This window comes from Planctobacterium sp. AWH2_060, assembly GCF_056158425.1.
The window spans coordinates 1,866,320-1,887,057 of the sequence record NZ_JBSWTG010000001.1 but is presented as its reverse complement, the minus strand read 5'-3'; the positions used below and the strand labels follow the sequence as shown (position 1 = coordinate 1,887,057).

Annotated in this window: 21 protein-coding genes and 3 tRNA genes; 16 read left to right on the top strand and 8 right to left on the bottom strand. The window is 45.3% G+C overall.

Annotated elements, in window-relative coordinates; genetic code table 11:
• Positions 1–477, top strand: a complete 477-nt coding sequence (locus tag ACXAD8_RS08035; protein ID WP_475227038.1) for a regulatory protein RecX — start codon at positions 1–3, stop codon at positions 475–477.
• A 195-nt stretch (positions 478–672) separates the two neighbouring features.
• Here the strand turns inward: ACXAD8_RS08035 and ACXAD8_RS08030 are convergent, their stop codons facing one another.
• On the bottom strand, positions 673–1,953 hold the full coding sequence (locus tag ACXAD8_RS08030; RefSeq protein ID WP_475227035.1) for a serine hydrolase domain-containing protein: 1,281 nt from the start codon (positions 1,951–1,953) through the stop codon (positions 673–675).
• A gap of 334 nt (positions 1,954–2,287) precedes the next feature.
• Between ACXAD8_RS08030 and alaS the strand changes: the two genes are divergently transcribed.
• The 5 genes from alaS (at position 2,288) to ACXAD8_RS08005 (ending at position 6,070) form a co-directional block, all read left to right on the top strand.
• Positions 2,288–4,885, top strand: coding sequence for an alanine--tRNA ligase (alaS, locus tag ACXAD8_RS08025; RefSeq protein WP_475227033.1), 2,598 nt, complete (start codon positions 2,288–2,290; stop codon positions 4,883–4,885).
• A gap of 133 nt (positions 4,886–5,018) precedes the next feature.
• Complete coding sequence (csrA, locus tag ACXAD8_RS08020; RefSeq protein WP_475227031.1) at positions 5,019–5,234, top strand: carbon storage regulator CsrA; 216 nt, start codon at positions 5,019–5,021, stop codon at positions 5,232–5,234.
• Positions 5,235–5,468: 234 nt separating this feature from the next.
• Positions 5,469–5,559, top strand: a tRNA-Ser gene (locus tag ACXAD8_RS08015).
• 53 nt (positions 5,560–5,612) lie between these two features.
• Positions 5,613–5,689, top strand: a tRNA-Arg gene (locus tag ACXAD8_RS08010).
• A 304-nt stretch (positions 5,690–5,993) separates the two neighbouring features.
• Positions 5,994–6,070: transfer RNA gene (locus ACXAD8_RS08005), tRNA-Arg, on the top strand.
• 354 nt (positions 6,071–6,424) lie between these two features.
• Here ACXAD8_RS08005 and ACXAD8_RS08000 read toward each other — a convergent pair.
• The 4 genes from ACXAD8_RS08000 to ACXAD8_RS07985 are packed head-to-tail and all read right to left on the bottom strand — an operon-like array spanning position 6,425 to position 8,977.
• Positions 6,425–6,865, bottom strand: coding sequence for a DUF4426 domain-containing protein (locus tag ACXAD8_RS08000; RefSeq protein WP_475227029.1), 441 nt, complete (start codon positions 6,863–6,865; stop codon positions 6,425–6,427).
• A gap of 17 nt (positions 6,866–6,882) precedes the next feature.
• On the bottom strand, positions 6,883–7,425 hold the full coding sequence (locus ACXAD8_RS07995) for a YggT family protein (protein WP_475227027.1): 543 nt from the start codon (positions 7,423–7,425) through the stop codon (positions 6,883–6,885).
• Between the two features lie 8 nt (positions 7,426–7,433).
• Complete coding sequence (gene proC / locus ACXAD8_RS07990; RefSeq protein WP_475227025.1) at positions 7,434–8,255, bottom strand: pyrroline-5-carboxylate reductase; 822 nt, start codon at positions 8,253–8,255, stop codon at positions 7,434–7,436.
• Positions 8,256–8,275: 20 nt separating this feature from the next.
• A complete protein-coding gene (locus ACXAD8_RS07985) occupies positions 8,276–8,977 on the bottom strand; it encodes a YggS family pyridoxal phosphate-dependent enzyme (RefSeq protein WP_475227023.1) in 702 nt (233 codons plus the stop codon).
• A 38-nt stretch (positions 8,978–9,015) separates the two neighbouring features.
• Between ACXAD8_RS07985 and ACXAD8_RS07980 the strand changes: the two genes are divergently transcribed.
• The 3 genes from ACXAD8_RS07980 (at position 9,016) to ACXAD8_RS07970 (ending at position 11,637) form a co-directional block, all read left to right on the top strand.
• Positions 9,016–10,059 (top strand): type IV pilus twitching motility protein PilT, encoded by a 1,044-nt coding sequence (locus ACXAD8_RS07980; protein ID WP_475227020.1) that lies wholly within the window; start codon positions 9,016–9,018, stop codon positions 10,057–10,059.
• 76 nt (positions 10,060–10,135) lie between these two features.
• A complete protein-coding gene (locus ACXAD8_RS07975; protein WP_475227017.1) occupies positions 10,136–11,254 on the top strand; it encodes a PilT/PilU family type 4a pilus ATPase in 1,119 nt (372 codons plus the stop codon).
• An 80-nt stretch (positions 11,255–11,334) separates the two neighbouring features.
• Entirely contained in the window at positions 11,335–11,637 is a 303-nt protein-coding gene (locus tag ACXAD8_RS07970) for a putative signal transducing protein (RefSeq protein WP_475232914.1), read from the top strand.
• A gap of 93 nt (positions 11,638–11,730) precedes the next feature.
• Here ACXAD8_RS07970 and ACXAD8_RS07965 read toward each other — a convergent pair whose 3' ends face one another.
• A complete protein-coding gene (locus ACXAD8_RS07965) occupies positions 11,731–12,366 on the bottom strand; it encodes a glutathione S-transferase family protein (protein WP_475227014.1) in 636 nt (211 codons plus the stop codon).
• A gap of 130 nt (positions 12,367–12,496) precedes the next feature.
• Between ACXAD8_RS07965 and ACXAD8_RS07960 the strand changes: the two genes are divergently transcribed.
• A complete protein-coding gene (locus tag ACXAD8_RS07960) occupies positions 12,497–13,084 on the top strand; it encodes a TetR/AcrR family transcriptional regulator (RefSeq protein WP_475227012.1) in 588 nt (195 codons plus the stop codon).
• A 37-nt stretch (positions 13,085–13,121) separates the two neighbouring features.
• Here the strand turns inward: ACXAD8_RS07960 and ruvX are convergent, their stop codons facing one another.
• Positions 13,122–13,547, bottom strand: a complete 426-nt coding sequence (gene ruvX, locus ACXAD8_RS07955; RefSeq protein ID WP_475227009.1) for a Holliday junction resolvase RuvX — start codon at positions 13,545–13,547, stop codon at positions 13,122–13,124.
• A 145-nt stretch (positions 13,548–13,692) separates the two neighbouring features.
• Here ruvX and ACXAD8_RS07950 point away from each other — a divergent pair, with 145 nt between their 5' ends.
• Positions 13,693–15,813 carry an ATP-binding protein gene (locus tag ACXAD8_RS07950; protein WP_475227007.1) on the top strand — a complete coding sequence of 707 codons (2,121 nt, stop codon included), beginning with the start codon at positions 13,693–13,695 and terminating at the stop codon, positions 15,811–15,813.
• 28 nt (positions 15,814–15,841) lie between these two features.
• Here ACXAD8_RS07950 and ACXAD8_RS07945 read toward each other — a convergent pair whose 3' ends face one another.
• The gene (locus ACXAD8_RS07945) at positions 15,842–16,774 is read right to left on the bottom strand and encodes a hypothetical protein (protein ID WP_475227004.1); all 933 of its coding nucleotides are present in this window, start codon (positions 16,772–16,774) and stop codon (positions 15,842–15,844) included.
• Between the two features lie 360 nt (positions 16,775–17,134).
• On the opposite strand from ACXAD8_RS07945, the gene ACXAD8_RS07940 reads away from it, so the two are divergent.
• The 5 genes from ACXAD8_RS07940 to ACXAD8_RS07920 all read left to right on the top strand — a co-directional run bounded on the left by ACXAD8_RS07940 (position 17,135) and on the right by ACXAD8_RS07920 (position 20,318).
• On the top strand, positions 17,135–17,734 hold the full coding sequence (locus ACXAD8_RS07940; RefSeq protein WP_475227002.1) for a TetR/AcrR family transcriptional regulator: 600 nt from the start codon (positions 17,135–17,137) through the stop codon (positions 17,732–17,734).
• Complete coding sequence (locus tag ACXAD8_RS07935) at positions 17,734–18,018, top strand: YciI family protein (protein WP_475227000.1); 285 nt, start codon at positions 17,734–17,736, stop codon at positions 18,016–18,018. The genes ACXAD8_RS07940 and ACXAD8_RS07935 overlap by 1 nt, the downstream gene beginning before the upstream one ends.
• A gap of 18 nt (positions 18,019–18,036) precedes the next feature.
• The gene (locus tag ACXAD8_RS07930) at positions 18,037–18,642 is read left to right on the top strand and encodes a DNA-3-methyladenine glycosylase I (RefSeq protein ID WP_475226997.1); all 606 of its coding nucleotides are present in this window, start codon (positions 18,037–18,039) and stop codon (positions 18,640–18,642) included.
• A gap of 202 nt (positions 18,643–18,844) precedes the next feature.
• Positions 18,845–19,561, top strand: coding sequence for a TSUP family transporter (locus tag ACXAD8_RS07925; RefSeq protein ID WP_475226995.1), 717 nt, complete (start codon positions 18,845–18,847; stop codon positions 19,559–19,561).
• 178 nt (positions 19,562–19,739) lie between these two features.
• Complete coding sequence (locus ACXAD8_RS07920) at positions 19,740–20,318, top strand: DNA-3-methyladenine glycosylase I (RefSeq protein WP_475226993.1); 579 nt, start codon at positions 19,740–19,742, stop codon at positions 20,316–20,318.
• The last annotated feature ends 420 nt before the right edge of the window (positions 20,319–20,738 follow it).

Sequence of the window (20,738 nt, the reverse complement as noted above, 5' to 3'; positions counted from 1 at the left end):
GTGTTTGAAGAATCATTGAACAATCCAGCTTCGCAAATCAGGGAAGCGGCAATACGCTTGCTTTCACGGCGCGAACACAGTCAGGTTGAGCTTATACGCAAACTGACACAAAAGGGGTTTGATGAGAATGATTGTAATATTGAAGTATTGAGCTTAAAAGAACAAGGTTATCAATCAGATACTCGCTTTGCGCAGATGTTTATCAGAGCCAGGGCCGCAAAGTTTTACGGACCTGGCAGAATTCGCGACGAATTAAAGCAGCACCAGTTGGCAGGGCAGGATATTCAGGCGGCGCTAGCGGAATCCGATATAGACTGGTTTGAGTTGTGTCTGCAGGCCATGGCGCGCAAGTTTCGGCAAGGTGTTGCACAGGACTGGCAGACACGACAAAAACAAAAGCGCTATTTATGGCAACGGGGTTTTTCTGAAGACCAGATCCAATATGCCTTGTCTGCTAACGACGACAGCGGTGGTTGAATTTGCCTGCGGTGTCGGAATAAATTCCGACCTACAGGCGGTTGAATTTGACTGTGGGTTCGACTTTAGTCGGACAGCGGAGGTTGAATTTGGCAGCGGTGTCTGAATAAATTCAGACCTACAAGGGGAGACGACTTTAATCGGACCGCGGTGGTTTAATTTGGCAGCGGCGTCTGAATAAATTCAGACCTACCGTTATTTCCGCTTATAAAGGAACTTTCCACCACCCTGAATCAGGGTAAACCGGCTAAACTTTTGTGATTGCAGACTGGCTTCATCATATCTGATGAGGATCCCGGCGGGATCAAAGCGAAACTCCGTCGCAGAATAGGCGGTAAGAGGAAACGCGCCTTGTCCGGTAGCCTGCGCCATTAACGCTTCATTTTCCACAAAGAGCTTGATATCCAGGTGCAGATCTTCACTGCTGAAATCCCCGGTTAGTTTATCCATGTCGCTGCGTTGCAGTGTTTGTACTTTTGCTGAAAAGTCGGGAATTTCTAATTCCTTGTTGTAAACACTGCTTAAAACAGCGATTAAAATATCGTTAAAGCTGTAGTTCATACCATTGGTTAACACCGTAATGGCGACACCATCCTCTGGATTGTAAGCATTTGCCGATAAAAAGCCGTCAATGGAGCCATTGTGACCCAGCATGGTGTGCTCGTGAAAAGGCAGGGCGTATAAGCCAAAACCGTAACCATCTTGCAGTTGGGTCATGGCCTGTAAGCTCTTGTCTGACACTATCTGGCCCTGAAACAGTTGGCTAATAAATTGATTGGCTTCTTTGGCGGTAGCTACCATGGCTCCGGCACCATGTGGAATACTCAGATGTGTTTCAGGCGAGAGCTTCCAGCCTTCTGCGTAGTAATAGGATGCCGCTTCAACAGGAGTATCGATAGCGTCGCCATAAAAGGTGTTAGTGAACTTTTGTGGCTGACTGATTTGCTCAGAGATAATTTCAGCGAGAGGTTTTTGATGAATCGCTTCCAGGATATAGCCCAATAAAACGTAGTTTGAATTGGAATAGGCGTGGCGTTCATCCGGCTCAAAATCTGAAGGATACTTTGCCATCATTCTAAGCATTTCAGTTTTGCTTTTGGCCTGGGTCATATAGCTGGGATAGTCTGGTTCGTCGGTAAAACTGTGAACTCCAGAGCGGTGGTTTAACAGTTGCTGTATGGTGATCTCTTCAGCATTGGCAATCTCGGGGAAATATTCAGCCAATGTGTTGTCCAGTGCTAACTCTTCTCGCTCAATAGCCTGCATTATCAGTACAGCAGTGTAGGTTTTGGTCACCGAGCCAATGCGAAATCGCGATGCAGCAGATAAAGGCACTGAATCTGCTATGGAGGCCATGCCAGCATAATGCTCATAAACCGGTTTGCCCTTGATAGAGATATAAACGGCAGACATGGCTTTGCCATTTTGGTTGAGAGTATCCAGGTATGTACTGAGTTGAGAATGGTTAATGTTCATGGGCGTTGGCTCCTTTGCGAACACAGATAGTATCAGCCCGACGCTCAAAATTATTCCGATAAAGTATTTCATTGTTTGTCCCTGAGTCACAAAATATGTATTCCAAAGGTTAACAGACCCTAATGCCATGCTAATGGTTTTTAAGTTGCTGTCATGGCCGGAACATCGGCCGAGAATTGTAATGGTCAGCCCTTTAATCGCCACCACTGAAAAATTTATACTAATCGCATTTTATTTATAACAGGATAGGGTTAATCAATTTTAATTAGCCCTTGATTCATGCTATCTTGCGCCCTATTTCATGACAATTAGCCAATTTTAATTAGGATACCAGATGACCAAAAGTACGGCTGAGATCAGAAACTCGTTTTTTGAGTATTTTCAGAGTCACAATCACCAACTCGTTTCCAGTTCTTCGCTGGTACCTCACGACGATCCCACGCTGCTATTTACAAATGCAGGTATGAATCAATTTAAAGATGTTTTCCTGGGGTCAGATAAGCGCAGCTACACACGCGCAGTGAGTTCGCAGCGCTGTGTTCGTGCTGGTGGTAAGCACAACGACCTGGAAAATGTCGGTTATACCGCTCGTCATCACACCTTTTTTGAAATGTTGGGTAATTTCAGTTTTGGCGATTACTTTAAAACCGATGCTATTCGTTTTGCTTGGAATTTTCTGACTCAAAACCTGGGATTACCGGAAGAGAAACTGCTGGTTACAGTGTATTCAGAGGATGACGAAGCCTTTGATATCTGGAACAAAGAAATTGGTGTGCCAGCGGAAAAGATAATCCGCATCTCTACTTCGGATAACTTTTGGTCGATGGGCGACACGGGTCCTTGTGGCCCTTGTTCTGAGATTTTCTATGATCACGGCGAACATATCTGGGGTGGTCCTCCTGGCTCGCCAGAAGAAGATGGCGATCGCTTTATTGAAATCTGGAACCTGGTATTCATGCAATTCAACCGTCAGGCCGACGGCACAATGGAACCACTGCCTAAGCCGTCCATCGACACTGGTATGGGCCTGGAACGAATCTCCGCGATTCTGCAAAACGTACACAGTAACTACGAAATTGATATCTTTCAGAATTTAATCGCAGATGCGGCAAAGATCGTGGGGGTTACTGACCTTGAAGATAAATCGCTACGAGTTATTGCCGATCATATTCGTTCATGTGGTTTCCTGATTTGCGACGGCGTTATGCCTTCTAATGAAGGGCGCGGATACGTCTTGCGTCGTATTATTCGCCGAGCGGTTCGTCACGGTAATAAGCTAGGTGCCAAAGATGTATTTTTCTATAAGCTGGTGGCGTCTCTGGTTGCGCAGATGGGTGAAGCTTATCCAGAGCTGAAAGAGCAGCAAGCGGTCGTAGAGAAAGTATTGAAGCTGGAAGAAGAGCAGTTTTCCCGTACTTTGGATCGCGGTATGAACATCCTCAACGATGCCATTGCGCAGTTGCAGGGTGATACACTGGCCGGTGATGTGGCTTTCAAACTTTATGATACTTACGGCTTCCCGTTGGATTTAACCAATGACGTCTTGCGTGAGAAATCTTTAAAAATTGACGAAGCTGGCTTTGAAGCCGCCATGGCTGAACAACAAAAACGTTCGCAACAGGCCAGTAACTTTGGTGCTGATTACAACAACATGCTGAAATCAGAGCAGGTGTCCGATTTTACCGGCTATGAAAATGAGCAGGGCACCGCTAAAGTTGTCGAGCTATTTAAAGATGGGCAAGCAGTGCAAACCCTGAATGCCGGTGATGAGGGTGTTGTGATCCTGGATCAGACACCGTTTTACGCAGAATCTGGTGGTCAGGTAGGTGATACCGGTTATCTGAAATCTGGCAATGGCCAGTTTGTCGTCGCTGATACAGTGAAGCTGGGCAAAGCGGTGGCTCACAAGGGTAAAGCTGAAGCCACGTTAAATATCAATGATAGCGTCAGCACGGAAATTGATGCTGAGCGCCGTCAACAGATTAAATTAAATCATAGCGCCACGCACCTTCTACACGCTGCCTTGCGCACCGTATTGGGCAGCCATGTTAACCAGAAAGGCTCATTGGTTGAAGCTGATAAGCTACGCTTTGACTTTTCTCATCTGGAAGCTGTCAGTAAAGCGCAGTTGCGTCAGATTGAAGAAATGGTTAACCAACAGATCCGCGCCAATAATAGCCTGGACACCCAACTTATGGAGCTTGAAGAAGCAAAGGCTTCCGGCGCCATGGCCTTATTCGGTGAAAAGTACGATGAAAAAGTACGGGTTGTCTCCATGGGGGACTTCTCTGTCGAACTGTGTGGTGGTACTCATGTAAAACGCACTGGTGATATTGGTCTGTTTAAGATCACTTCAGAAGGCGGTATTGCTGCCGGTGTGCGACGTATTGAAGCGATAACGGGTCAGGCTGCATTGGCCTACATTCAGGCTGCGTTTGACACGGTCAGCAGCATCGCTGACAAACTAAAAACCGATCCTAATAAAGTTTCAGAGCGTATAGACAATTTAACTCAGCAGCAAAAATCTTTGGAAAAAGAAGTGGCTCAGCTGAAACAAAAATTGGCCAGTCAGGCGGGTAACGATCTTATTTCGCAAATAGTTGAAATAAAAAATACCAAAGTACTGGTCTCTGAGTTAGAGGGAGTAGAACCTAAAGCCTTGCGTGGTATGGTAGATGACTTAAAGAACCAGATTGGTTCTGGTGTTATTTTCCTGGCAGTGAAAGGCAATGGCAAAGTTAATTTGATTGCTGGCGTTACCAAAGATTTAACCAATCAGGTAAAAGCCGGTGAACTGGTTAACTTTGTTGCCCAGCAGGTGGGTGGTAAGGGTGGTGGTCGTCCCGACATGGCTCAGGCCGGGGGCACTCAACCCGAAAATCTGACAGTTGGACTAAAGTCTATCTCGACATGGTTAGAAGATAAGCTATAATCCAAATTACATACCAGTTTTTTAATGACGCAAAAAAATAAGGAATGGTATCGAGTGCACCGAACTGGATGATTGGTGCACTTGGAATTTAGAAAAGGATTTACCATTGGAATAACGGAACGGGAGCAAGAGAATGCTAATATTGACCAGACGAGTTGGTGAGACCCTGATGATTGGTGATGAAGTGACAGTCACTGTACTAGGGGTTAAAGGAAACCAGGTGCGTATCGGTGTAAACGCACCAAAAGAAGTATCAGTGCATCGTGAAGAAATTTACATGCGCATACAGGCAGAGAAAAACGCTCAGCTTGCAGCCCATGAGTCGGGCTCAGACAAGAGCGAAGATTAATCTCCAAGTACAGGCTGGTTATCCAGCCTTTCTTCTTTTTGTGGCCTTGGCGGCTAATTTTCTAAAGCGCTAAATATTGACTTTTTGGTTAATTATTAGCTTCTTTGTTCAAATAGCCAGCATCCAAATAATTTACTTAAAAAATTGTTTGACTTCGCCACGCTAATCATTAAACTTCGCATCCACATTTTGGGACTGACGCTGTTATTTATAACGTTGTTGGTGACAAAGTTAGGAGAGGTGGGTGAGTGGCTGAAACCAGTTCCCTGCTAAGGAACCATACCTATTACTGGTATCGAGGGTTCGAATCCCTCCCTCTCCGCCATTTAATTTTTGAATTAATTTTCGGAATTTAATGGTAGAATTTCAAATATCTGCGCGTGTGTAGCTCAGCTGGATAGAGTACCTGGCTACGAACCAGGCGGTCGGAGGTTCGAATCCTTCCACACGCGCCATTCATGTAATGGCTCCTTATATTTGAAGTCTCTGGCTCACCCATTATAATGAGTTTAGTGTAGCGCTAAACACAGATGCAAAAGCATCTCAAAATAGCGAACAAGTTTTAAAGCGTGTGTAGCTCAGCTGGGTGAAAACCGAAATTGAAATTGCGAATACCTGGAGCAATTTCAGGTTTGAACGCTAGGCAAGCGGACGCCGAGCTGGAAGCCCTCACCAGGGAAGGGTTAATCCACTTTAGGTGGATGTATTTCCCGGAATGAATAGATGCTCGTGCATCTCAAAAAATGAACAAGTTTTAAAGCGTGTGTAGCTCAGCTGGATAGAGTACCTGGCTACGAACCAGGCGGTCGGAGGTTCGAATCCTTCCACACGCGCCATATCAGAAAAGCCCGAATCAAATGATTTGGGCTTTTTTGTTGATGCGGCATTATTCAGACAGCGGAGGTTGAATTTGACTGTGGGTTCGACTTTAGTCGGACAGCGGTGATTGAATTTAGCAGCGGTGTCTGAATAAATTCAGACCTACAGGAGGTTGAGTTTGACTGTGGGTTCGACTTTAGTCGGACAGCGGTGGTTGAGTTTAGAAGCGGTGTCTGAATAAATTCAGACCTACAGGGTTTGACTTAAGCTAAAGGGATTTAGTGAATGCCGATTTTACGGAAGCTAAAATCGGCTAATCGCACTATGGTGCCGGAATAGTGGCTTTTCAGGTTTGATGCTACTGACCAGCATTACTCACTATAAAACTTGTGCTTGAACTTCAGGGTTTGTTGTTCGTTACCGAGACGGATGTCGATGTTGAAGCGATATTGCTCCTGATCCCGGAAAGGCAATACCGCCAGATAGTAAATGGCATCACCTTCTTTTACTTCCTTAAAGGTCAGTGACTTTTTGGTGCCTAAGAGGTTGGTGGCGTCGCCCATTACCGAGACGGATTGGGCCTCATGGCTATCTTTATCCAAAACCGATATATTCACCAGCCCTTGATACTGACTGCGCTGAATGCCGTAGCTGCGGGCTATTTCTGGCGTCAGAAAGCTGGTGTTGATGACAATATAGTGCACATCCCAATTGCCCAGTGTTTCGTATTGCTCGGCTTGAGCGGCATTAAACAATGCCGCGACGCTGCAAAACAATAATGTAACTAAACGAGCTTTAATAAATTTAGCCATGATGCATCTCCGAAGCGTTAAAAGAACGGAATTAAGTCTTGCAACAACAGTTGGATAAACTGCAGACCCAGTAACGCCACCAGTACCGATAAATCCAAACCACCCATCGGAGGAATGATTTTTCGGATGGGGGCTAACAGTGGCTCTGTTAACTGGTGCAACACTAATTCAACCGGATTGTAACCCTGACTAAACCAGCTTAATAAGGCCCGGATTACTAATACCCAAAACAACAGAGAAAATATCTCCTTGAACACAACAATCGTACCCGAGAACGCCACGGCAAGCGGGGTAACCGGACCGGTGCCAAACATCATTGCTAATACCGTTACCTTGAGCATACCTATGGCTAGAGCTAATACCAGGGTGGCGGTATCCAGTGAGCCGATAGGAGGCAACACCCGGCGCAATGGAGCCACTATGGGATGGGTGGCTTTAACCACGAACTGACTGAAAGGATTGTAAAAATCAGCCCGAACCAGTTGTAACCACAGGCGCAGTAATACCACCATCAGGTATAGGTCAAAAAGGGTGCTGATTAAAAAATAGGTTGCGTTCATAGAGTTTCCTAAAACAATTCCGACATTTCCCTGGCTCGATCAATGGCTGCTTGCATTGCGCCGGCAACGATATCTTCTAAGCCGCTATTTTGTAAGTGTTCTACAGCCTTGGCAGTAGTGCCGCCCTTAGAGGTGACTTGGGCTCTAAGTTCGGATAATTCAAGTTGGGGATTGTGACAAACCATTTCTGCTGCGCCCAACATGGCTTGTTGTACCATGATTCGGGATTGTTCATTGCTGAACCCCAGGTCAATGGCTTTTTTCTGCATGGCTTCTAAGAACAAGAAGAAGTAGGCCGGACTGCTGCCTGCCGCGGCAATCACGCCGTCTATCATGGACTCCTGGTCTACCGTTATCACCTCACCGGTATTGGCCATCAGAGATTGTGCAAAAGCTTTTTGTTCGTCGCTCACTTCAGGAGAAGCATATAAGCCTACAACCCCTTTACCCAGCGCACAGGGGGTGTTGGGCATGGTGCGGATCAGCGGGTACTGACCACCTAACATCACCTGCAATCTGGCGGCATTAATGCCTGCCGCGACGGAAACAAATAACTTGCCGGTCAGATCACATTTTTCACTGAATGCGGCACAAACTTCGGCCATTAATTGGGGCTTTACTGACAGCACCACCACATCGGCAAAATTAATGGCTTCGACATTGTCCTGGGTAGTCAGAATGCCAAATTCAGCTTTAAGGCCGTCGAGTTTGGGAGTGGACGGGTTGCTTGCCATAATTGCGTCAGTGGGGTAGTTGCCGGATACCAATCCTGAGATGATGGCACGACTCATATTTCCTGCGCCGATAAAGGCAATAGTAGATTTTTGCAAAGCGAAACTCCGTTAACGGTTTATAGTTTTGGGGAGCGAGCGCCAAATATTGCGGTGCCGATACGCACCATGGTGCTGCCTTTAGCAATGGCCAGCGCCATATCGCCGCTCATACCCATCGAAAGGGTGTCTACCTTATCATAGCTTAGTTGCAGTTGGCTAAAGAGTTGCTGCATTTGTTCAAACTCGGCACACAGTTTTTGCTCATCTTCGGTATTGGAGGGAATGGCCATCAAACCCCGTAGTTGCAGTCGGGGCATAGTTTGCACAATGCTGTCTGCCAATGATAAAACCTCTGCTCCAGACAAGCCGGATTTACTGGCTTCAGCGCTGATATTCACCTGTAAGCAGACATTGAGTGGCGGCAGGTTTTCCGGACGGTTGTTGTTGAGACGTTGCGCAATCTTAGCCCGATCGACACTTTGCACCCAGTCAAATTGTTCAGCTACAGGCTTACATTTATTGGATTGCAATGGTCCGATAAGATGCCATTCGATGCCTTGTAAATGCCGGGTGTCCGCAATTTTTTGTAGTCCTTCCTGCACATAATTTTCGCCAAATGCCCGTTGTCCTGCCTGCCAGGCTTCTTCTACCATTTCGGCAGGTTTGGTTTTGCTGACAGCCAGCAACTTTATTTCATTTGCTTGTCTATTGACCGATTGAGCTGCCTGATGGATAGTTTCCAGTGCGCTTTGCAGCCTATCTGCTATTTTTGTATTCATATACTCGTTAAAAAAATAAACTGTACGGAGTTAACACCGTGGATATTACCGAACTTTTAGCTTTCAGTGTCAAGAATAAAGCATCCGATTTGCACCTTTCTGCTGGCTTACCACCCATTATCCGTGTTGATGGGGAAATGCGTAAACTCAATATCGATCCTCTCAATGACAAGCAGGTTAAAGCGCTGGTCTATGAAATCATGAACGACAAGCAACGCAAAGAGTACGAAGAGAACCTGGAAACGGATTTTTCTTTTGAGGTCAAAGACCTGGCGCGTTTTCGTGTTAATGCGTTTGTGCAAAACCGCGGTGCGGCGGCGGTGTTGCGGACCATCCCCAGCGAAGTATTAACTCTGGACCAGTTGGGTGCTCCCGATATTTTCCGGGAAATTATTCAGCATCCCACAGGCATTGTATTGGTTACCGGGGCCACGGGTTCGGGTAAAAGTACCACGCTGGCGGCTATGATTGATTACATTAATAGTTCCAAGCGGGAACACATACTGACCATTGAGGACCCCATAGAATTTGTGCATCAAAACAAATTGTGCCTGATCAGCCAGCGGGAAGTACACCGCGATACCCATAGTTTTAACAATGCATTGCGCTCTGCATTGCGGGAAGACCCGGATATCATCCTGGTGGGCGAATTACGGGATCTGGAAACCATACGTTTAGCCATCAGTGCGGCAGAAACCGGTCACCTGGTGTTTGGTACACTGCACACCAACTCTGCGCCTAAAACTATCGACCGTATTATCGACGTGTTTCCGGCAGAAGAAAAAGCCATGATACGCTCCATGTTGTCAGAATCTATTCGCGCGGTTATTTCACAAACCCTGCTGAAAAAGGTAGGCGGTGGTCGTGTCGCAGCCCATGAAATCATGGTAGGTATTCCGGCTATCAAAAACCTGATCCGCGAAGACAAAGTGGCGCAGATGTATTCGGTAATTCAGACCGGCATGCAACACGGTATGCAGACTATGGATCAGTGTTTGCAAAAACTGGTGGCTCAGGGGCTGATTTCTCCTCAGGATGCTGCATCGAAGAGCAGCAATAAACAAGGTGGCTTCGGCGGGTAAGTGCAGGCCTGGCTATAATCAATGGACCAATCCGGATAGCTGAAGACTGCCCGGGAAAAAATGAGAGAACAGAATAATGGCAATTGAGTTAGACGCATTTTTGAAGTTTATGGTGGATAAAGGCGGTTCCGACCTATTTGTGACCGCCGGTTTTCCGGTAAGCTCAAAAATCAACGGCAAAATGACCCCACTGCAAAAGGGGGCGCAGGATGAAGCTGGTGCCCTGAGCCTGGTGCATCAGGCTATGAACGAAAAACAGCGGGCAGAGTTTGCTAAATCTCGGGAGTGCAACTTCGCCATCGTGCGCGAAGGCATAGGGCGTTTTCGTTGTAGCGCATTTTGGCAGCGGGATCAGGCGGGTATGGTGGTGCGTCGTATCGTCACCCAAATCCCCAACGCCGAAGATCTGGGACTGCCACCGGTGCTAAAAGACATCATTATGGCTAAGCGCGGTCTGATCTTGTTTGTTGGGGGAACCGGCACAGGTAAATCAACATCTCTGGCAGCCTTGATTGGTCATCGCAATAAGAATTCCTTTGGTCACATCCTGACCATAGAAGATCCCATCGAGTTTGTGCACGAACACCAGAATTGTGTCATTACCCAACGAGAAGTAGGTATTGATACCTTATCTTTTGACGAAGCATTGAAAAGCTCATTGCGTCAGGCGCCGGATGTTATTCTGATTGGTGAGATCCGTTCCATGGAAATTATGGAATACGCCATGTCCTTTGCCGACACCGGTCATTTATGCGTGGCCACATTGCACGCCAATAACGCCAACCAGGCGATTGAGCGTATCATGCACTTAGCGCCACCAGAGCAACACGCTAAACTGCGTTACGATTTGAGTCTGAATATGCGGGCAATTGTGGCCCAGCAGCTGGTGCCCACCGTGGATGGCAAAGGTCGTGTTGCAGCCATTGAGATATTGCTTAACTCGCCGTTAGTGACCGATATGATACAGCGCAGCGAAATCTCTGGCCTGAAAGAAGCCATGAAAAAAGGCAAAGAAATGGGGATGCAGAGCTTTGATATGGCACTGTACGATCTGTTAAAAGCAGAGAAAATCACCATGGATCAGGCGCTACATCACGCTGATTCGCCTAACGACTTGCGCTTGATGATCAAACTGGACAGTGATGCCGGTAACACCCTGGGCTCATTGAGCGACGTAACAATTGATATGGATTGATACCATCTTGTCTAAATGCTTTTCATCACCCACTGAGGTGGGCAAATATATAATGGAAATGGTATAACAACTTGGTAAAAGTGTTTTGCAGTGAAAATCGTTTGCGCATCCAGCAGATTAAAGATCTGCTGGATAGTTACGGTATTCCCTGCTTTATCAAAAACGAATTTGCCATTGGTGGTGTAGGGGAGATTTCTCCCTTTGATGCCTGGCCAGAAATCTGGTTAACCGACAATGAGTGGTTTAATCGGGCCACTAAATTGATTGCTGAATTTGAAGCTTCTGAAGTGCAGGGCAACCCCTGGATTTGCCGCCAGTGTCAGGAAGAAAACGAAGCGAGTTTTGAAATCTGTTGGCAGTGTGGAACAGAGTTTACGCCCTGACGTGCAATACCAACGGTCGTGCAGCAATAATCAGTGTCAAACTACAGATGTTTATAAGCGCCAGTCTGGCGCTTATAAACCCAGGTTCAAACTTTATGCCGCGTTTGTGCTTTTGGGCAGGCAGGCCTGAAAGCTGTCTCTTCCCATAATATTGGCCACCCAGCGATGCACATTCTTCAGATTGGCCGGGATTTCCAATCCAATGTATTGAGCAATTAACAAAATCGCAGCACCCGTAATGTCGGCCACCGAAAACCCACTTGCTGCAATGTAATTGCGTCCATCTGAAAGCTCGTTGTCTAACCAGCTAAGTCGATTAATAGCTTCTTTTCTTTGTGACGCAGCAAAATCCGGGTTTTGTTCAACTCGATATTGGAAAAATGGGATTTCGTGCTCGCCTATGCTACCCAATGTTGCGAAAAGCCAAAGCTCCATACGGCGATTCCACATTTCGATAAAAGCCTGTTCTTCAGGTGATTCACCAAACAGCAGATGCTCAGGGAATCGACTTTCCAGATAGCGGCATATAGCAACACTTTCAGATAAAAAGCGACCATCATCTAACTCTAGTACGGGAACCTGACCAAGACTATTCATGGCCAGGAATTCTTTTTTCCTCGTGTCGCCCTGCATTATGTTTACTTCTTCTACCGGAATGTTGATGTTCTTTTCAAATAAAAACATTGCTACCCGTAAGCCATTAGGTGACATACCGTTGTGTAATTTCATGCTGTATCTCCACTTTTGTTTTAACAATTTCTTAAAGCCGGAGATTGCAAATTAGACGATATCTATTTATGTTCAAGAACATATTTAAAGTTTGCGTTATGCTTCTATCAAAGCTTGTGGAGTTCAATTTATGCCTTACAGTGCCGAACATAAATCTAAAACCCGGGCTCGAATTATCGAGTGCGCAAGAGTTCTCTTTAATCGTCATGGCTTCGTAAAGGTGTCTATTGACAATATTATGTCAGAGGCGGGTTTGACCCGAGGTGGGTTTTACAATCATTTTAGTAGCAAGGAAGAGCTGTATTCTGAAGCAATTTCTTGTTTTTTGCTCGGTGTTGGAAAGCAGTGGCGCAATAAGGCAGGTGTCAAGATGAACGGAGGCAGTAACGCAGTTAAAGCAATGGTATCAGCCTATCTTTCCACAGAACATTTGACTAATATCGACCGTCAATGCCCAATGATTGCAATGCCTTCGGATGTTGCCAGAGCATCTGCCGAAGTAAAAAAGTCTTATGAGCATCTGTTGCTTGCTATGACTGATTTGTTTACCAACAACCTTGATAGCGACGAAAAAGAAGAAACGGCTTTTGCACTATCTGCTTTGTGCGTGGGCGGGATGGTATTGGCGCGTACACTTGAAGATAAAGCGCTGAGTGAAAAAGTAACGAGAGCGTCTCAGAACTTTGCTTTCAAAATTGCCAATATCAAAGAAAACTAGCATTTCGAAGCATCTCTTTAGATGACAAGTTGTAAAACTATTTTTCCTGATAAAATACGTTTTCCAGCCAACTTTCAATAATTAAACAAGCGGAAACACTGTCAATTTTGCCTTTCTGCAGCTTTTTATAGCCACCTAATTCAAATAGCTTTTCTTTGGCGGCGGCGGTAGTCAATCGCTCATCATAAGTATCTATTGGCATTCTAAAGCGATTGGACAAACGGTTGGCAAACTTTTGAGCGCCGTAAGTTACCTGTTGCCAGGTACCGTCCATATTCAGCGGTAACCCCACTACCACGCGATCGGGTTGCCATTCTGCAAATAAGGCTTCAACTTTCTGCCAGTCGGGAATGCCATCTGTGGCCTTTAACGCTTCCAGTGGAGCGGCGGTGCCTGTAATTACCTGAGCAACGGCAACGCCAATACTGCGGGTACCAAAATCAAATCCGAGAAGAGTGGTCATGATGTGCTGAAATTACTGCCATCTGTAAAGTGCCTATGATGGCGATTGTAATCAGTGTGCGGCTTTTATTGAACCAGTTTTTTTAACTCGTGCTATCTTTGAAAGGAGCCTTGGTTTTTGTCGGTGGTTGCACGCAACACAATTTATGCGCATTCGGGAAAGTGAAGATTTTATTGCCATACGCAATAACCTTATCGACAGGTTAATTGTCGCTATGTTTGGTCTGGTGATCTTGGCTCTGGCTGGTTCCTTTTATCGAATGATGGAGACGGGATTGCAACCTGTGATGGTTGTTCACGTACTGGCCAGCCTGGTGTTTGGTTTTATGTATCTTTGCCGTAATCACTTTTCCAGTAGTGTCAAAGGGGCGGTCATGGTGGGAACCTTGTTTCTGGCGGGTGTTGCTGGTTTGTTTAACTTTGGCTTAGTGAGCGCAGGCACCATGATTTTACTGGTTTCGGGACTATTAGCCGGGCTGGTACTGACAACCCGCATTGCGATTATGGTACTGCTGGCGGGGGCACTGTTGCAAATCGGTTTTATGCTGGCGGTTAATCGCGGCGTCATGAGCTTTAATATGCCGCTTCAGGATTATGCGTTAAGTTTGCCGGCATGGATTAATAACCTCACCGGATATCTGGTACTCAGCGGCATCAGCTTATTTGTCATTGACCGCTTTTTTACATACCTGAAAGACGCTTCAGCGCAATTGCAACTCGCTGTGGAAGAAAAACATCAGGAATTAGAACACTCAGAGATATTGTTGCAGGCTGTTTTGAATTCGCTCCCATACGGCGTTTTTTGGAAGAAAAAAGACCTTACTTATTGGGGCGCCAATCAGCGTTTTTTAAAAGATAGCGGTTTTAAAACCATAGACAATTTGCTGGGCAAAAGCGATGCTTATTTCAAATCCGATGCAAATGCTCAGCGTTATAGACAACAAGATCGGCAGGTATTGAATACCGGAGAGTCGCTGCCCGGAATCGTTACGCAATCCATAAACCCACAAGGTGAAGAGTTCTATACTTTGACTAACAAAGTGCCACTTATCGATAAGCAGAATAAGGTTATCGGGGTGTTAGGGGCCTATGAAGATGTCACCGAAAGTAAAAGAATGGAGAAGGCGTTACAAGAAGCGGTGATGGCTACGCAGCAGGCCAGCCAGGCAAAGTCGGAATTCCTGGCCACTATGTCTCATGAAATCAGAACACCAATAAATGGTGTTATGGGGTTATTAGAACTTACCCTGGATACGCAGTTGGACGAGAAGCAGCGGGAGTATATTAACAAAGCCAACCTATCTGCCCGCACCTTATTGCAAATAATTAATCAAATTCTGGATATTTCTAAAATTGAAGCTGGCAAAATGGAGTTGGAAAAGATCCCATTTTGCGTTGCAGATGTGTTGCAGCAACTGGATAGCCAACTGCGTCATCTGGCATTGGCAAAGGAGCTCAAGCTAGATATCCAGCATAAAGGCGAGGTAACACAACGTGTGGCGGGTGATCCCACTAAATTGCTACAGGTACTGGTAAACCTGACGTCAAATGCTATTAAATTTACTGATTCGGGCTCCGTCTCCGTTGAAGTGGGAGCTTTAAAGCAGGCTGACAGACTCAAGCTGCAGATAATCGTATCAGACACCGGAATTGGCATGAGCGAAGACGAACAGAAAAACCTGTTTGAATCTTTTACTCAGGCCGAAAGTTCCACCAGTCGGCGATTCGGAGGCACCGGGCTTGGACTGGCTATTGTAAAACAACTGGTGGAAATGCAGGGCGGCCATATTCAGGTAAAAAGCCAAAAAGGCGAGGGCACCCGATTTATCGTGCGCATAGACTACGACATTGCCAGTTCGGAAGCTCAACAGGAATGCAAACTACATCGTGCTGATTTAATTGGAGTACGGGTGTTGTTAGCTGAAGATAATGACATCAACCAATTAATTGCTTGCGAAATGTTGAATCAGGTAGGGGCGGAAGTGACAGTCGCTGCCGATGGCGCAATTGCTCTGCAGAAACTTGAAGAGCAGCAGTTTGACGTGGTATTGATGGATATTCAAATGCCAGGTGTTGATGGCACAGAAGCCTTAATCAAGCTCAGACAAAACTCGCGTTTAAGCAGACTGCCGGTGATTGCATTAACTGCAAATGTATTAGCTCATGAGGTTAAGTTTTATCAGGAAATTGGCTTTAACGGACACCTTGGCAAACCTTTCCAAAAAGAACAACTAGTCAGTAAATTGCATGAAGTACTGGCTTCCTGAAGCAGAAAGTTTTGGTGCTACGGGGCACCTATTGGTCTACAGCAAACAATGGCCGCCACGTACCACCATAAGACTCATCTTCCGTGCCTATACTCATTGTGCTGCCAGGAACAGTTGAAGCAGGGGCCGCCAAAGCCTCCACTTTAAAACCATCAATTCGCCATGCAATTTTGGGATTAGTTATGATTTTTACCGGTAACGAATCGCTTGTGTCAGTGATATTAGCTGCCTGATAAATAATGGAACGGAATGGACCTTCATCACCAGCATCTTCGGTGGCAACTGCCCAAATTATTCCCTCTGTATCCAGGTGAAGGTCGGAAATCGTTCTTCTGGTTTGCGAGTTACCCCACGACTTGGGGGCTACAACTGTGAGTGATTTGTTCTTGTATACATCCCAAGAAATCAGACCCTGTTCATCATCCAATATGCCAATGCGTAGCAGACCGTTGGGGTAAATCTCGCTGCCACCTCTTTCTCCCAGAACCACATAGATTTTGTTTTCTCTTGCAAAACACACCAGCCCCTCAAAGTTATCGCCATCGACGTTTTCATCATTGCTGATTATCAAAGGTAGCCTGTAGATCTGTTTTACCAGGAGACTTTGGGCAGTCAACTCAACGTGAAAGATACGACCAGATTTTCCCTTCCAGTAGCCGGATTCGGCCAGCAAAAACTCGTTATCTTTTCCGGGAAACTGACAAACCGACTCCAGATCACTGGCTTGACCTTCATCGTTGTTCCAGTTGTTGATCTCTATGGGAGAAAACGTCGGTTTCTCATCAACGCTGGTTTTCAGTAATCCTATTCTGGGGCCCTGCTGATAGCCCTTTTTATCCATCACCACCAGGAACGAATCAGTGCCAACTCTGGCCATACCGCTAAACCCAACCTCTACAGCATTTACCGGGTTTAGGCTCAGTAGTAAAACGAATATTAGGCAAGAGTTTAAAGCTTTCATCAGATCTCCAGTGCACAAATCTAAGCCTTTAGATTACAGACGTTTTTCCCAGAAATTCAAAGTGGAATTAGTAATTAAGATAAAAAATCTTCAGGCAGTTCTTGCTTTCAATTTTGTAAAAGAGGTTTGTCACGGACACTGACAAAGTCTGTGGGGCAGGTGAAAGTACCTGTTCAGACTTCAGAATATTAATAAATTACTAATTTAATCATTTACTTAATAGATTGGGACGACCGTCCTATTGCGTTTTTGGGACGAACGTCCTAGAGTGTGCCTAAGCGATAAGGTTCATGGGGGAAAAACTGTGGATACAGAACTGCTGAATTTGGAGACTCTCTCAATTTGTAAGGGCTTGATGCTATGGTAAATGCTAATACCCGTGAAAAAGCGATTGCGGCCGCCAGTGAGCTTTTTTATCGACAAGGGTTTGAGGCGACATCCTTTTTACATATTGCCAGGCAACTTGGCATCTCAAAAGGAAATCTGTATCACCATTTTAAATCCAAGCAAGAACTACTCAATGCAGTTGTTGGTCACAGGTTATGTGACACTCAAAACATGCTGCAATCCTGGGAAGCTTCCAGCGAAGAGCCGCAGGAGCGGATTAAATGTTATATCAACATTGTGATTCAAAACTGGAGCAAAATTCGACTTTTCGGGTGTCCGGTAGGAACGCTGTCAAATGACATGCTAAAAATCGAACCCGGAAACAAGGAAGCAGGTAAAGTCTTTGCATTATTCAGAGCTTGGCTGCGCCAACAGTTTAGCGCCATGGGGTACTCTGAAAAGTCTGATGATTATGCGATGCGAGTGTTAAGTTGGAGTCAGGGCGTTGCTGTTCTTGGAAGCTCTTTTGGTGACCTTAACTATGTAGAACGAGAAGTTTCGAAAATGAATTTATGGATTGATGAATTGCATACAAAACATACTTGTAACTCATCTGCTGGAGAGGAAATATAATGTTCATGGTATTTTTACGTTTTTCAGAAAATAAAGACTTGGCTAGTGAATATATGGCTGGACACAATGCTTGGTTAAAAAAGGGATTTGAAGATGGCGTGTTTTTGTTGGCTGGAAGCATAAAGTCAGGAAAAGGAGGCTCGATAATCGCACATGGCACTTCTGCAGAAGAGTTAGACAAAAGGGTTGCTCTGGATCCGTTTGTAGAGCAGCGCGTTGTGGACGCTGAGATTATTGAAATTGCGCCGACTAAAGTTGACGATAGGCTCGCGTTCTTAGCTTAATTGTTTCAAGGAAAAAATATGGCAAAGGTTGAAATTGGAATTGATGGCGTTGCTCGCTGTGGCTGGGCTGCAGTTACGACAGAGTTTTCTGTGTATCACGATACCGAGTGGGGTTTTCCGGTAGACGATGATCGCAGACTGTTTGAGAAAATTTGTCTTGAAGGCTTTCAGTCGGGCTTAAGCTGGCGCACGATTCTGGCGAAACGAGAGGCTTTCAGGTCTGCTTTTAAACAGTTCGACTTTCATGCCGTGTCTGAGCTTGACGAGAAAAACGTTGCCGAGCTGCTACAAAATGAAGCCATTGTCAGGCATCGCGGCAAAATTGAAGCGGTGATTAACAATGCCAAAAAGGCCATTGAAATGGAGCGAGAATTTGGCTCTTTGGCCACCTATTTCTGGTCTTTCGAACCAGCCGATGATGGTGCCCATCCGCCTCAATCCAGATCCACATCTGAGGAATCCGTGGCTATCTCAAAAGATCTGAAAAAACGCGGCTGGAAGTTTGTCGGCCCCACCACTGTGTATGCTTTTATGCAGGCCATGGGTTTGATTAATGATCATCATATCGGTTGCCATATTCGCGAAAAGGTAGAGAAAGCCAGACAAAAGTTTGATCGTCCTTAGCGGCCGATATCGCGCTTAAGTACCTCAGAGTTTTTTTCAAAGTTGGCTTTCTTGCCCTTGGAGTTGCCATTGATGAATTAATCTCAGTTGATGGTCATTTATATGGTTTTCTATTTGGCATTAATTATGATGGTTGTTTGGTTATTGCCAGTATCGATAATCTTAAGTTCAAAAATTAAATGCTAAAGGGCAAGGTAACTATTTGAGTACTGAAATTGTTCTGGGGTTAATCTCGCTGTGTACTTCTGTGATAGCCGGAGTGGTGGGATTTGGCGGTGGTATGCTGTTAATTGCCATACTTCCCGTATTTTTGAGCCCCGCTTTGATCATCCCGATACATGGCATAACCCAAATTGCCAGCAATTCCTCACGAATGGTTTTCTCACTGTCTCATGTCAGGTGGGCATTGTTTCCAAAGTTTTTCGTGGGTTCCCTGATGGGTGTTTTGCTGTTTGGTTACATTCTGCTAAGTGTACCCACCACTTATGTGCCATTAGCGATTGGTGTATATATTTTGCTGAATCTGTGGAGCGCACATTTCGCTGATTTTATTAAACGATTCGAAAGTTACTATCTCATCGGATTTTTACAAACGGGCCTGGGGTTAATCGTTGGTGCAACGGGGCCATTGTCGCTTTCGGTGTTGACTAAAGAGCTGGATTCTAAAGATGACATTATCGCCACCAGTTCCATGTTTATGACGATTAGCCATTTAGCGAAAATACCGGTTTTTGCCTATGTGACCGCTGAGCTTTTTGCAAACCTGGCATTGATAGGGTACTTGGTGGCTGGCGCCATACTAGGCTCTTTCATTGGTACTAAAATACGACTTGCCGCACACAATGAAACCATCATTATCGCCATTAAAATATTACTAACTTTGTTGGCTGTCAGAATGATTACGCTAGTACTACTGTGATCAGCTGGTAACGGCATTCCCATCTGAACCCCGGATCTTTATGGTGACTGTCCTGTTAAGGACTCAGTTAAATACTTGGTAAATTGCCCCATGTTCGAGGATGTTTTGCTAAAGTTAAGATGGCTGTCCTGTTAAGGAAATGTATTTGCAATGACCAACTCTAATGATGGCAAACTCTATGAATAGTAACCGTTGTCCCTGGCTTGACGAATCAAAACCTGACTATGTTAAATACCATGATGAAGAGTGGGGCGTGCCTGTCTATGACGATAAAAAAATGTTTGAGTTTATTGTACTGGAATCTGCTCAGGCGGGGTTAAGCTGGTACACCATACTGAAGCGTCGAGAAGGTTATAAAAAAGCCTTTGCGGATTTTGATGTGGAGAAAGTGGCGCTGTATACAGAGGAAGATGTTGAGCGGCTGATGGGCAATGCTGAAATCATCCGAAATCGCGCGAAAATCAAAGCCACCATCAGCAATGCTAAATCCTTTATCAGTGTCCAAAAGGAGTTTGGCTCTTTTAGCGACTACCTCTGGGGATTTGTTAACCATACGCCTATCGTCAATAAACTTTCATCACTGGAAGATTATCCCGCCACCAGTGACATTTCAGATAAGATAAGTCGTGACCTGAAGAAAAGGGGATTCAAATTTTTTGGTTCCACTATCTGCTATGCCCACTTGCAAGCCTGCGGCCTATATAATGATCACAGTGAAAATTGTTTTAGAAAACAAGAGATTATCGAAGCTTATTAGCAGAGATATTACGAGGACACCCATCTCAAAATCGTTAAATTGCAGGCAATAGATATTACGAGGACACCCACCTTAAAGTTTAACGCGGTCAATCGTACATCTGGAAATATGCTCAAAAAACATTGTTCCCACTCACAAAATAATCAGTTGTGTACAAGTTTCTTCTATAATCAGGAATACGACCCGTTAGGTCGTATTGGTCGAAATCCGACACAACGTATAAGTTTATTTCAGGTCACTTCTGGTATTGTTTGGATAAATTTGTTATCAATTTGCGTATTAGCCATTACTCGGTCACTTATTCTGGCCACCCGATCACCTGAATGGTTGTGATCGGGTTATCCAGAATTACTGATCGGGTGCGTCAGAATACGCAATCAATTTACAAAAGAATGAAAACGCCCCGTTGGGTCGATATTA